Source organism: Ignisphaera cupida, from assembly GCF_030186535.1.
GTDB lineage: Archaea > Thermoproteota > Thermoprotei_A > Sulfolobales > Ignisphaeraceae > Ignisphaera > Ignisphaera cupida.
In genome coordinates, this window is record NZ_JASNVW010000009.1 from 12,992 (window position 1) to 25,643 (window position 12,652).

Here is a 12,652-nt window from a genome sequence, read left to right on the forward strand (position 1 = left end):
GCAGGTGTGTAATATATATACTAGCTTAAGTTTATGTAATAACTACAACTAAGAATTTAGAGGACCATGAAAGTAATAACGCTAAATGATTTAGAAAACTTGGTAGGTGTTTATTGTCGTGAATAAAAATGTGATAGTTTTTTATGTTAAAGAATGGATAGATGAGGAAGATTTTGAAACATTTCTAAAGTTTGCAAAATATCTAGGCAAAGATAATCGTGGATCAAAGTTTGTGATAGACGTTAATAAGCTTTCTCAATCCCTTAGAGATAAAAAGTTGAGCTCTGCAGATGTTATTGACTTGATGATGGGATATGAAATAGAGTTTGTGAATGGCTCATTAGAAGATGTTAAAAAACTTATTGCTAGCTATACCCCAACAGTAGTTTTTGAGAGAGGTTTGGATGGGGTATATCTAAGACCAAATTTCTATATTAGTGATTTGATTAAGGATCTTCGGGAAAAGCATATAGTTGATTATGATAGAGAAAAGAAGGTATTTAGAATAACTAAGCCAATGTATTTTTTCGATGTTCTAGAGACATTGAAAAGAAGAGGTGTTGAGGTTGAGAATAGAGCTGGTATTGAAAAAGAGCTGAAACTGCCAATAAGAATTTCTTTCAAGGGTAGTTTAAGAGATTATCAGAAAGAAGCTTTAGATGCTTGGAGAAGCAATGGATTCAAAGGCATCATAGCTCTTCCAACTGGTACTGGAAAAACAGTTATAGCAGTAGCAGCTATTGCTGAACTTAGCGTAAGAACATTGGTTGTTACATACACTAAGGAGCAAATGTTTCAATGGGGAGAGAAAATAGTTGAGTTTACAGATATTCCAAAGAGTTTTATAGGGTTTTTCTATGGTGATGAGAAGAGGATTGCACCAGTAACTATAATAACATATCAATCAGCTTATAGATACATAGATTCTCTCTCCCACCAGTTTTCTTTTCTAATTGTTGATGAGGTTCACCATCTCCCAGCAGAGAAATTTAGGTTTATAGCAGAAAACACATATGCTGCTATGAGAATGGGTCTTTCAGCAACAGTTGTTAGAGAAGATGGTAAACATGTTGATTTGTTTCCATTAATGGGTGGAGTAGTCTATGCGAAAACACTTCAGGAGCTTGCAGATAGAGGATATATAGCACCATTTAAAGTTATAACAGTTAGGGTTTCTCTAACTGAGGAGGAGAAAAAGAAGTATAAAGAGTTGATGGATAGGTATAGAAAGCTGGCTTTGGGAAGAGAGTTTCAACAAATTTTGGCAGATGTGAAAAAGGGTGATGCAAGTGCTATGGAGGCTCTTAAGATAAGAAGTGAAATAAGAATGCTTATTGCCAATGCGAAACAAAAAATTGATGCTATAAAGAAAATTGTTGAGGATGAACTTGAGAAAGGAAGTAAAATACTCATTTTCACACAGTATATTGAGCATGCTAAGAAGATTGCTGAAAGCATAGGAGCTCAATATGTAATTGGTGAACTAGATGAAGGCACCAGAAAGAGAAGGTTAGAGCAATTCAAAAGCGGACTGGTGAAAGTATTGGTTTTAACAACTGTTGGTGACGAGGGTATAGATATACCAGATGCTAATGTTGGTATAATTGCAACTGGTACTGGATCTAGAAGACAATTCATTCAGAGACTGGGTAGAATCCTTAGGCCCCTGCCTGGGAAAGAGGCTAGACTTTATGAGGTAATAGTCAAAAACACTTTTGAAGAAGCTGAATCGAGAAAGAGAAGAGAAGCACTAAAAATGTTGTTTGAAGATCTAATAGCAATAGGTGAAGCTTATTAACTATTTTTCACAAAAGCTGCTACTTAGGAAATTAGTGGGTTTTTATAATGAGCTATTCCTTGTGTAAATCTGAAATAGTTCTTGGAAGAGTTGGTGAGGAGTCTTATCCAAATATTGTTCAAATAATTTCGAAGCTTCCCATACCACTTGGCACATACATTTCAATACCTTTTGAAGCTTATGATATTTCAACAGGCAATAGAAAAAGCCACTGTGCAGTAGGCGTGGTTAGTGTAACATCGTACAAGAAAATCATATCTACTACACCAACATTTATAGCATCAATATCAACAAGTATAGGTATTGATGATGAGAACTTGAGGTATGCACCATCAAAGGCAAGAATATTTGCCGATATTATTAATGACTATGTTGAAACCCCAACAGTGCCTCCACCACCAGACTCGGAAATTTACCTAGCCCCATCACATATTCTAACAAGAATATTTGGCTCCATCAAACCAAGTAGCATTAGAATTGGGCATCTTCTTGGTAGAAGCGATGTTGAGATAAGTGTTGATGTAAATGCGCTCTCAAAACATCTATTCATTACAGGTACTACAGGTTCTGGAAAAAGCAATACTGTTGCAATACTTGCAGATAGAATAGCATCTATTGGTGGAACAATACTTATATTTGATGTTCATGGCGAGTATGGAAATTTGGAGCCACAATCACCAGGTGTTGAAGTTCAGAAAATTGACTATAAACTCAATCCACTGAAAATACCAACGCGAATGTTAACAAGAATGATAATTCCAGAAGCTGGGGCATCGAGACAAAGAGCTTTGGCTTCCAAGGCTTTTGAAATATCTAAAAAAGTTGTTGATGGTCTTATTAACAATTTTGGAACTGGCCAAGAACTTGTTAACGTAATTAGAAATGGCAAGCTAAATGAGATACTTGCAAGCAATGTTGGGTTGAAGCAATATCTTAGTGTTTTGAATTTGGGAAGCATATCTATGGTTGACTATGAGAATAGAAGTGTTGATGATATTTTGCTAGAGCTTTTCACTAATATTGTTGTTGAAGTATTGAAAAGGGAGAAGGAGGAGAGGGAGGCTGCATTAAAAGCAATTTCTAAAATAGAAGAGTTTTTTGGAACTGTTTCAGTTAGTTTTACATCACCAGATGTAATAGACTATCTAAGACCCTCATCTATAATTGTTTTGAATGTTTCTGAGCTTAGTGATGAGCAAAAGGATTATAGTTTGAAAAGCATATTGGATGAGCTTTTATCCTATGCAAGACAAAAACTGCTTTCTGGAAATCCCCACCCAATTCTGGTATTTATTGAGGAGGCCCACCTATTTCTTTCAGTATCTAGACAAACCATCTCTAGAAGCTCGATAGAAAGAGTTGCTAGAGAGGGAAGAAAATTTGGTTTGTCCTTGGCAATAATATCTCAAAGACCTAGAAACATAGACCCTAATACTGTTAGCCAAGTGCAGAACTTTGTGTTTATGAAGCTTGTTCAAGAAGCTGATCAGCAGGCCATAATGAACATATCTGATATGTTAACAGATGATATAGCAACATCACTTGCATCTCTCAATACTGGAGAGGCTATAGTTCTTGGTGAATGGATTGGCAAATTCCCTGCCTATGTGAAAATAGATAGACATGTTGGGAAGAGAACTGGGTCAACACTTGATATGGTAGCTATTTGGAGTGGTATGAAGCTAAGAAAGGACATGTACACCAAGTTAGCAGCATCAAGTGAAGAGGCATACAAAGAGTTTTCTAGTTTGTTATAGCCTCATAGTTTTTAACATCTATTAGCTCTATAAAAAACCATTTGAGTACAGGCTGTAGATAATGTTTGCTCTTCATGTTAGTGATACACACTTGGGGTCTATGCAATATAGTCTTCTATCTAGAGCTAAAGATGTGTATGCAGCTTTTGGAGAAACCATAGAAATAGCGCTAAGGGAAAGAGTTGACTTCTACATACATTCTGGGGATTTTTTCGATTCCCCAAACCCACCACCTGAAGCATATATTGTTGCATATAAAGGGTTGAAGAAGCTTAGAGAAAGAAACATAAGGGTTGTTGCTATTGCTGGTCAGCATGATATTCCAAAGAGGTACTCGGTTTCACCTCTACACATTTTGCATGATCTTGGCTTATTGGATTTAGTTGCTGTAAGCGAGGCAACTCAAAAGGAATTTGATTATGGGCAGAACAAGATGGTTTTTGTAGCTATTCCATATTCTCAAAGATTCTCAATTTTGAAATTGCAAAAGCCATTAACTAAAACTGGTAAAGCTGTGTTGGTTGCTCATCTTCTTCTCAAAGAGCTTGGCATTCCCAGTGAATATGCTGATATCTCAATTAAGCAACTACCAGAATGGTTTAACTACATAGCTCTCGGAGATTATCACATAAAAACTGAGTTTAGACATGGCCCATGCTACGTTGTTTATCCCGGGGCTACAGAGGTTTTTAGAGTTAATGAATGTTGTGAAAAATATGTAGCATTAGTTGATTTGAGTATTGATTACCCCAAGCCAGAGTACATTAAATTATCTAGTACAAGACCATGGATTAGGATTACATACAGTGATTTTCAGAAGTTTGTAAGTGAGCTTAGTTCCACGCTTCTAGAGATTAAAAAGAAAAACTTGAAGCAGCCAATTGTTTTTGTGGAAATGCATGGTTCTGGTATAGAACAGTTGGAAAGATACTTACTGTCTTTGCGAGTAAATGGTGAAATAGAGTTTTTTAGAATAGTATATTCTGATGAAAAAGTAAAGGAACAGCCAATTATTGAATCCATTGCTGAAAACATTGAGTATATAGATTTGCAGAAAATTGTGGAAACTGTTGTAAAAGATCGTGAACTTGCAGCATTGTTAACAAGTCTTGCTAAAGAACCTTCAAAGAGCTTGGCACAAAAAATTGTTGATTATTTAAAGGAGAAGCCAGATGTTGTGAAAAGGCTTGAATCAGAGTTTCTGGCAAATAAATTAACATCGTTTGTTAAGAACAAGGTGAATTCATTGAAAGTTTGAGGATGAGAATAATGAGTGAAACTATTCTGGTAAAAAGAGTTAAGATAAGAAATATACTCTCCCATGAGAACACTGAAATAACTTTACCAAGTGGTTTAATAGCTTTTGTAGGGCCTAATGGTGCTGGCAAGAGCTCGATAATAGACTCTATAATTTATGCATTATTTGTAACACCCTCTGCTGCTAAGGGAATTAGAGGTGAAGGAAAAAAGGGTATTCTGAGAATAGGTGCTTCAGAAGGGTTTATAGAGGTGGAGATGAATGTAGGTGGCAAAACATATATTGTACAAAGATTTGTTAGTAGTCAAAAGCCGGACATGGCCTATCTTATAGAGGTGCAAGAAAATGGTATGAAAAGAACTTTGGCTACAGGCGTTCAAAGTGTTATAAGTGCTGTTGAAAAGCTTTTGTCAATACCATCAACAGATGCTGTGAGATTCTCAATAATTTCTAGACAAAATGAGTTAACAAAATTTATTGATGCACGTGAAGCTGAAAGAAAGGAAATAATTCTGAAGCTTCTTGGGCTTGATGAACTTGAGAAAGCAAAGGATATTCTAAAGGAGGTATTAAATGATATAAGTAAAGCTAAGACTCTGTACGATGAGAAAAAGAGATTGATTAGTGATGCACAAAAAGAGTTTGAATACATTGAGAAGGAGCTGAGCAATCTCTATAAAAAGAAAAGTGATCTTGAAAAAGAATTAGCTGAGTTAAATACTAAGATCTTGGTACTTGAAAAGGCAAAAGATGCTTTGTATAAATATGAAAAGCTTAAACAAGCAGAAAGAGTTTTCAATGAAATTGCTAAGTATGAAAGAATAGAAGGTATTTGCAAAGAAATATCAACCTTTGATATAAGCTTAATGATGTCTAAGCTAGAGATATATAAAAACCTCAAGAAAAAAGTTGATGAAGTTTCTAAACAATTAGATGATGAGATAAGAAAAATTCAAGCAGTAGTTCAAGGCCTGAAAGAGTTTTTGCCATTGGATCAGACAAGTGTTGAGAATTTAGATGCATATATTAAGCTTGTGGAAAATAAAATTGATGAAATTAGAGAAAAGAAGCAATTGAAAAAAGCAGAAATTGAAATAAATGAAAAGTCTATTAACATAATAGCATCTTCTTCAACATGCCCAGTTTGTGAAAGACCCTTAGATGAACAACTGAGAAAAGCGATATTAGCAGGTATTGGAAATAAAATTAGAGATGCTAAGAAGATTATAAATGAGTTTGAAAAGATGGAGAGTAGGCTAAGAGAATATGTAAATTCTTTGAAAAACTCAAAGGAGATTATATCTCGATTGAATCTGGCTCTAGAAACATTGAATGAACAAATTAACAAGGCTTTAGAAGAATATGAAAAGTTTAAACAATTTAGCATGGGTATTATAGAGAAGGCTAAGCTCTATGATGAATTTAGAGAATGTGTTGAGTTGAATGATTTTGGTGTTATAAAAACAATGCAGTGTCTTCATAGAAGAGCCATAGAAAGTATGAAGATTTTAAGTGATAGAAGAAATATGCTTGGAAAAATATTGAATGAATTGAATTTAGATGTTTCAGAACTTCAAAACTACTTGCAGAAAATTCAAAAAACTCTTCTAGAGCTAGGCATAGACATTGAGAAGACAAGATATGAAGACTTAGAGATGGAGTATAGGAAGTATACTTCTGCTTTACAGAGGATTAGGGATGAGTTAAAATTTATTGAGGGGCAAATAAAGGAGCTTGAGAATCGCAGAAACAGTTTAGCAACTAGAATGGAGAATCTTAGAAATGAGATTAAGAAGCTTGAAAAGGATGTGGAAATTCTTGATGTGCTTAGTTTTATAACAAATAATGTTATGGGTAGAGATGGTCTCATAGCAAGGACCTTGACAAAAGAGGCTAGAAGGCTTATGGAGCTTTACACAAATGCTATTCTAAGTGAGTTTGGAATGGATTTTCAGATAAGAATTGATGATGATTTTGGTATAGATGTTCACAGCCCACTGGGTAGAATGGATTTGAGGGGTTTAAGTGGTGGCGAAACAATTGCTCTTGCTATAGCATTGAGAATAGCTCTCGCCTATACGATATTTGGTAGATTACCAGGTTTCTTCATATTGGATGAGCCTACACAGTTTCTTGATGAGGAGAGGAGAAGAGTTGTGTTTGAAATAATAAAGAGGCTTTCTCAGAGAATGCCACAGGTAATTGTTGTTACTCATGATAGAGAGGTTATAGATCTTGCTGATAGAGTATTCTACGTGGTTAAGGAAGGTAATAAATCTATTATAAGAGAAAAAAGTCTTGTTATTGAAGAGATTATTCCTTAGCTACTCAACAACAGGTCCTATAACTTCCTTTCCAACCATTTTATTGATTCTTTCAACCTCTTTATCAACATACTTCTGAATTTCTTCTATATCAGCATCAGTTAAATGGTTGAACCTCCCCTGAAGTCTTAAGTAGTGCTTCACATGCTTTCTCTTAGGCACTGAAACAGTGACTCTGAACTCTCCATGGTCAAGCTCCCAGTTTATCCACATAGCAGTTTCAGTAGCTAGTCTAGCAAGTTTTATTCCCATTCTTGGATCAAATCTCCAGCCAGTTGTGCAAGGCTGCAGCACATGGATAAATGATGGGCCTTCTACCTCGAGACCTCTTCTAAACTTGTTCATCATGTCTAGGAAGTGTGCAGGATTTGCTGTAGCAACATAGGGAATTCTATGAGCAGCCGCTATTTCAGCCATTGGCTTCTTTATTTGTAGTTTACCCTTCAAAATCTTTCCAACAGGTGTTGTTGTGGTCCATGCAAATTGTGGTGTTGTTCCACTTCTCTGAATACCCGTATTCATATATGCTTCATTATCATACATTACATACATTACTTTATGACCTCTTTCAAGCATTCCACTAAGAGCTTGAATACCAATATCAGCTGTGCCACCATCACCAGCAAACACAACAACATTTATTTGCTTGTTGGAGTCTATGACACCTTTCTTCTTCAAAATCTTTATAGCAGCTTCCACACCACTTGCAACTGCTGCTGCATTTTCAAATGCTACGTGAATATATGGCACTCTCCATGATGTGAATGGAAATGTTGTTGTTGATACCTCAACACAGCCTGTGGGGTTAACAACTATTGTGTTGGGGCCTGCAACTTTAAGCAAGAGTCTAACAATGGTTCCTGCTGTACATCCAGCACAAAGACCGTGGCCTGGAGCAAATAGTTCATCTCTTGGAATATCAAATACTGTTTTATAGCCTGGTTTAGTTGGGGAGCTCATGCTCTAACACCCCAATAAATGGATTTATCAGTAATTCTTACACCTTTTTCAAGAAGATTCATACTATTCTTCACAATAGCTACTATATCCTCTTCTGTTACAGCTCTTTGACCAATCGATGCTATGTAGCTGTGAATTGGTATGTCCACACCCTTCTTAAATGCTATAGACATTGCTTCCAAGGCTACAGTGCCCTCTACTGGTGCTCCAAAGCTTATTGCTCTATCAATTACTATTAGCGCTTCTAGATTTTTAATTATTTTGAGAAGTTCTTCCTGTGGGAATGGTCTGAAAACCCTAAGCTTAATAGCTGCTACATTCAAACCTGATGTCTTCTTCAAATAATCCACAGCCTCTTGAACTGTACCATACAGTCCTCCATAGGTTAGTACTCCAATTTTGCTATTCTCTAGGTTATATGTTTCTATGAAGCCATATTTTCTGCCAAATCTTTTCTCAAACTCTTGAAACGCTTCTCTCATAACATCAAATGAATTTTCTATTGCTACAACTTGCTGATATTTGAATTCATAGTACCAATCGGGATTGCCTACAGCACCTATTGTAATTGGTTTTTCAACATCAAGAACATTCCACACAGGTTTTTTCTTAGGTATGTAATCCAGTATTATAGACCTGTTTTGAGCAACATAAACAGGTTCATAGGTGTGACTCATTATAAAACCATCATATGCTACCATAGCAGGTAGCAAAACATTTGGATTTTCAGCTATTTTATACGCTTGAATAACACTATCATAAACCTCTTGAGCTGTTGAAGCTATCATTATAATCCATGAGGTATCTCTAACGTTCATAACATCACTATAGTCTCCCCAAATGCTTATGGGAGCTGAAAGAGCTCTAGCGGCTATTGCCATAACTATTGGTAGTCTCAAACCAGATGCTATATGGAGAATCTCATGCATAAGTTCAAGTCCTTGAGCAGATGTTGCTGTAAATGTTCTTGCACCAGTTGCAGCTGCACCTACACATGCACTGAGAGCCGAGTGCTCGCTTTCAACATGAATCATTTCAGCATCTAGTTCACCATTTGCTATGAATTCTGCAATTTTTTCTACAACTGGTGTTTGAGGTGTGATTGGATAAGCTGCAACAACATCTACATCAGCATCTTTAGCTGCGTAAGCAGCTGCATAGTTTGAGCTTAAAGGTATTCTAATCCACAACTCTTTCTCCATACACTACTTCACCTCCTCAACAAAATCAATTGCCTTAACAGGACATTCCTCAACACATATTCCACATCCTTTGCAAAAAGCGTAATCAACTTCAAAAGTGATCTTCCACTCTCTACCACTTGCTGTTTTATAGGGCTTATCCAAAATCTTTATTGCTGGTTCTGGGCAGAAAACCCAGCAAAGATAACATCTAACACATTTATCTTGATTTATCACAGGCTTGAATACTCTCCAATCGCCAGTTGGTCTATTAATACTGTTTCCAGGCTCTATAATCGCTCCTCCAATTGGCATTTCTCTCCAACCTAATTTTTTGAAGCTTGTGCTCATGAGAGCTCCACCTCGTTATATGCTCTTCTCATAGCCTGTATATTTGCCTCTGCTATCTTAGGTCTAAAGTTCTCCTTTATAGCTTCTTCAATATAGGCAATATCAACAATTGGAATGGCCTTCACAAGCGCCCCTAGCATTGCCATGTTAACAAAAGGTGCTTTCAAAACCTCTAAAGCAATTTTTGTTGCATCAACACGAGCAATTTTCACATCGCTTCTCTCAATATCTTTCAAAATATCGCCAATACTTTTCTTAGTGTTTATAACCAAAATTCCATTTCTTTTCAAACCCTCCATATAAATTGATTTATTTAGCGAAGGATCCAATACAACAACAACATCTGGTTCGATAATAGGTGCTCTTGTGAGAATAGGCTCTGTAGATACCCTTGTGTAAGCTGTTACTGGCGCTCCTCTTCTCTCAGCACCAAACTCTGGATATGCCTGGGCATATTTACCTTGATATATCGCAGCTTCAGCAAGAATCATCGACGCTGTAACAGCTCCTTGGCCACCTCTACCATGCCACCTAATTTCAACACGTTTTAAATTCACTTAGCTCACCTAGTTACGATGCTTAAAAGTATTTGGTTGGAAATATAAAAGTGTTAATGGTTTAATTTTTAATGTTTATGAATATATAATGAAGTGTGATAAGGTGTTTTGAAGAGTGTTGAAAGAGGTTATTACTATTGTTTGGCTTCTTTTACCTGCATATTTTGCAAATGGTTCTCCAGTTATAATTTCTAAGATTATTCTAAAGCTAAGGCTAAAGAAACATCCCATGGATTTTGGAAAAAACTTTATTGATGGCAAAAGAGTGTTTGGTGATAGTAAAAGTTGGGAGGGGTTTGTAGGTGGGGTACTAACAGGTACTTTAACAGGATTTATACAGAGCATCTACATGCATGAAATGCTTGCAAAAGGAGCTTTAACAGGGTTTGTCCTCGGAGTTGGAGCCATGCTTGGCGATTTACTTGGAGCTTTCATAAAGAGAAGACTTGGGTTAAAACCAGGTGATCCTCTTCCAGTACTAGATCAGCTACTTTTTATTGTAGTTGCATTGGTGTTAGCCTCGAAGCTTAACTTGATTATATTGAGCATTGAGGAATGGGTTTATGCAATAGTGATAACTTTTCTGCTTCATATTTTAACAAATCTTATTGCATATCTCTTAAATTTAAAGAGTGTGCCGTGGTGAAAGTTTCGGTGCAACGGGTATAGCGATTGTTTTTGTCATCTACTGGGTTTTATAGTCAAGCATAATAATATTGTCATTGAGTCTTTATAGCTATAAGGGTGTGGGTACAGTGAAACTAAAAATATTTGTATATCTATGTATAGGCTTTGCAACAGCAATATTCACATCTAGAGCCATGGACTCTACACAAACTCTTATTGCAATGATTTCTCTTCCATTCATGGGCTTGTTACATGAATTAACTCATCTCATGGCAATTAACATTATTGGTGCTCAACACAAATTCATGTTCAGAGGACTCTACATAGGATTTAATGTAGTCGTTGAGAAAGTTGAAGATTTCATCGCAATTGCGTTAGCACCACAACTACTCACCATAGCGCTTGCAATGCTATATCTATTACTACGTTCAGGTATTGCATTAGCACTGGCAATAGTTCACATATCTGTTTCAATAGAAGATTTGCAGAAAGTTATTAAGTATTCCAAACCATTTATATACAATAGTATTAAAGCGTGTATAAGGATTTTACAAAATGATTTTAGATGACATAGCTAACTACTTGCCTAGAAAAATTGATAGAGAGAAACATAGAAGGCTGTACATCAATAAAGAGTATATCGATAGTGATAAGCTAAAAAGAATAGAGGATTTAGTAATAAAAGCATTTAGAAAAACTATAATTGAGATATTGATAAGCAAGGGGTATGTGATACAGAAAGAATTTATGAAAAATCCAGAAAACCTTGGTCCTGATCCAGACATGCTTTGGTTTATAATTTACGGTGATAATGATATAGGAGTTGTTATTGCTGATTCACTATTCCATACACTAAATGAAAACGATGTGAATAATTACGTAAATCAATTCTCAAAAAATATCAAACTTGCAGGATTTGAACCAATATTCTGTGAATTTACATCATTAGAAAGCCATTCTAGAGAATATCTAATGAAAAGAGTTTTCTATGCCAAGTTAAAGTATTTGAAATGAAAAATGGATGTGTGTAGAAATGGGCAAAGCAATTGCAATGTTTAGTGGAGGTAAAGATAGTACATTTGCTGTTCACATAGCTCTTCTCCAAGGCTTTGACATAGCAGCTCTGGTTACATTCAAACCATCTTCTAGTCATCCATGGTATATTCACAGACCGTTTGTAGAATACACAAATTTGCAGACAAGTTTGCTTCCTCTTAAAAGTAAACATATCATCATAGATGTTGCAACTAATGATAAGAAGGAAGAAGTACAAGAAATAAAGAAAGCTTTAGAAACTCTTTACACGAAAATTGAATTTGATTACATTGTTCTAGGGGTTATTTCAAGTGATGCACAACGAATGCTCTTTACAGAAATTTGTGATAGTATAGGGATTAAGCTGTATACACCCTTCTGGGGTAAAGACCCATCACAACATCTTCTAGATATTGTATCAAGCAATATAGAATTCATAATAACATCTATTAATGCATGGGGCTTACCAACAAAGTTTCTTGGACATGTTATAGACTCTAAGCTTGCTTCAGAAATTATTGCTCTTTCTAAAAGATATGGCTTTAACCCATCTTTTGAAGGAGGTGAAGCAGAAACATTTGTTATTTACACACCTCTCTTCAGAAACCACAGAATTTGCGTAGAATATGATGTTACTATTGTAAGTGAGTATGAAGGTTATGTAAAGCCAAAAAATGTTTATGTATGTTAGCTCTATTTAATACATTATCAGTTGTCTTATTTACCTTTATTTATGTTTATTATAAGGAAAGTTAAGGAGTAAAAGCTTCTCATTTCTGCATTAGCTTTAAGGAAAATTGGCGA

The 12,652-nt window shown here is 35.7% G+C and carries 12 protein-coding genes; 8 read left to right on the forward strand and 4 right to left on the reverse strand.

Annotated elements, in window-relative coordinates; genetic code table 11:
• The first annotated feature begins 118 nt into the window (after positions 1–118).
• From QPL79_RS08840 to QPL79_RS08855, 4 genes are all read left to right on the forward strand, one after another.
• Positions 119–1,798, forward strand: a complete 1,680-nt coding sequence (locus QPL79_RS08840) for a DEAD/DEAH box helicase (RefSeq protein WP_285274455.1) — start codon at positions 119–121, stop codon at positions 1,796–1,798.
• A 47-nt stretch (positions 1,799–1,845) separates the two neighbouring features.
• A complete protein-coding gene (locus QPL79_RS08845; protein ID WP_285274456.1) occupies positions 1,846–3,555 on the forward strand; it encodes an ATP-binding protein in 1,710 nt (569 codons plus the stop codon).
• 61 nt (positions 3,556–3,616) lie between these two features.
• Entirely contained in the window at positions 3,617–4,813 is a 1,197-nt protein-coding gene (locus tag QPL79_RS08850) for a metallophosphoesterase family protein (RefSeq protein ID WP_285274457.1), read from the forward strand.
• Positions 4,814–4,824: 11 nt separating this feature from the next.
• Entirely contained in the window at positions 4,825–7,137 is a 2,313-nt protein-coding gene (locus QPL79_RS08855; protein ID WP_285274458.1) for an AAA family ATPase, read from the forward strand.
• On the opposite strand, the gene QPL79_RS08860 is transcribed toward QPL79_RS08855, so the two are convergent.
• Genes QPL79_RS08860 through QPL79_RS08875 form a run of 4 tightly spaced genes read right to left on the reverse strand, consistent with a single transcriptional unit; the run spans position 7,138 to position 10,186 of the window.
• Complete coding sequence (locus tag QPL79_RS08860; protein ID WP_285274459.1) at positions 7,138–8,097, reverse strand: thiamine pyrophosphate-dependent enzyme; 960 nt, start codon at positions 8,095–8,097, stop codon at positions 7,138–7,140.
• Positions 8,094–9,299: a ferredoxin oxidoreductase gene (locus tag QPL79_RS08865; protein ID WP_285274460.1), complete on the reverse strand. Its 1,206-nt coding sequence runs from the start codon at positions 9,297–9,299 to the stop codon at positions 8,094–8,096. The genes QPL79_RS08860 and QPL79_RS08865 overlap by 4 nt, the downstream gene beginning before the upstream one ends.
• Before the next feature lie 3 nt (positions 9,300–9,302).
• Positions 9,303–9,629: a 4Fe-4S binding protein gene (locus QPL79_RS08870; protein ID WP_285274461.1), complete on the reverse strand. Its 327-nt coding sequence runs from the start codon at positions 9,627–9,629 to the stop codon at positions 9,303–9,305.
• Positions 9,626–10,186 carry a 2-oxoacid:acceptor oxidoreductase subunit gamma family protein gene (locus QPL79_RS08875; protein ID WP_285274462.1) on the reverse strand — a complete coding sequence of 187 codons (561 nt, stop codon included), beginning with the start codon at positions 10,184–10,186 and terminating at the stop codon, positions 9,626–9,628. The genes QPL79_RS08870 and QPL79_RS08875 overlap by 4 nt, the downstream gene beginning before the upstream one ends.
• A gap of 115 nt (positions 10,187–10,301) precedes the next feature.
• Between QPL79_RS08875 and QPL79_RS08880 the strand changes: the two genes are divergently transcribed.
• The 4 genes from QPL79_RS08880 (at position 10,302) to QPL79_RS08895 (ending at position 12,539) form a co-directional block, all read left to right on the forward strand.
• Positions 10,302–10,832 (forward strand): CDP-2,3-bis-(O-geranylgeranyl)-sn-glycerol synthase, encoded by a 531-nt coding sequence (locus QPL79_RS08880; RefSeq protein ID WP_285274463.1) that lies wholly within the window; start codon positions 10,302–10,304, stop codon positions 10,830–10,832.
• Positions 10,833–10,941: 109 nt separating this feature from the next.
• Positions 10,942–11,382, forward strand: coding sequence for a metalloprotease family protein (locus QPL79_RS08885; protein ID WP_285274464.1), 441 nt, complete (start codon positions 10,942–10,944; stop codon positions 11,380–11,382).
• Positions 11,369–11,827, forward strand: coding sequence for a hypothetical protein (locus QPL79_RS08890; protein ID WP_285274465.1), 459 nt, complete (start codon positions 11,369–11,371; stop codon positions 11,825–11,827). Before QPL79_RS08885 ends, QPL79_RS08890 begins: the two co-directional genes overlap by 14 nt.
• 19 nt (positions 11,828–11,846) lie before the next feature.
• The gene (locus tag QPL79_RS08895; RefSeq protein WP_285274466.1) at positions 11,847–12,539 is read left to right on the forward strand and encodes a Dph6-related ATP pyrophosphatase; all 693 of its coding nucleotides are present in this window, start codon (positions 11,847–11,849) and stop codon (positions 12,537–12,539) included.
• Positions 12,540–12,652 lie beyond the last annotated feature (113 nt).

Excerpts from the sequence above, each read along its gene's own strand:
- QPL79_RS08890 (WP_285274465.1), top strand. The coding sequence starts at position 11,369 with ATGATTTTAGATGACATAGCTAACTACTTGCCTAGAAAAATTGATAGA.
- QPL79_RS08860 (WP_285274459.1), bottom strand. The coding sequence starts at position 8,097 with ATGAGCTCCCCAACTAAACCAGGCTATAAAACAGTATTTGATATTCCA.
- QPL79_RS08855 (WP_285274458.1), top strand. The coding sequence starts at position 4,825 with ATGAGTGAAACTATTCTGGTAAAAAGAGTTAAGATAAGAAATATACTC.
- QPL79_RS08865 (WP_285274460.1), bottom strand. The coding sequence starts at position 9,299 with ATGGAGAAAGAGTTGTGGATTAGAATACCTTTAAGCTCAAACTATGCA.
- QPL79_RS08850 (WP_285274457.1), top strand. The coding sequence starts at position 3,617 with ATGTTTGCTCTTCATGTTAGTGATACACACTTGGGGTCTATGCAATAT.
- QPL79_RS08895 (WP_285274466.1), top strand. The coding sequence starts at position 11,847 with ATGGGCAAAGCAATTGCAATGTTTAGTGGAGGTAAAGATAGTACATTT.
- QPL79_RS08845 (WP_285274456.1), top strand. The coding sequence starts at position 1,846 with ATGAGCTATTCCTTGTGTAAATCTGAAATAGTTCTTGGAAGAGTTGGT.
- QPL79_RS08870 (WP_285274461.1), bottom strand. The coding sequence starts at position 9,629 with ATGAGCACAAGCTTCAAAAAATTAGGTTGGAGAGAAATGCCAATTGGA.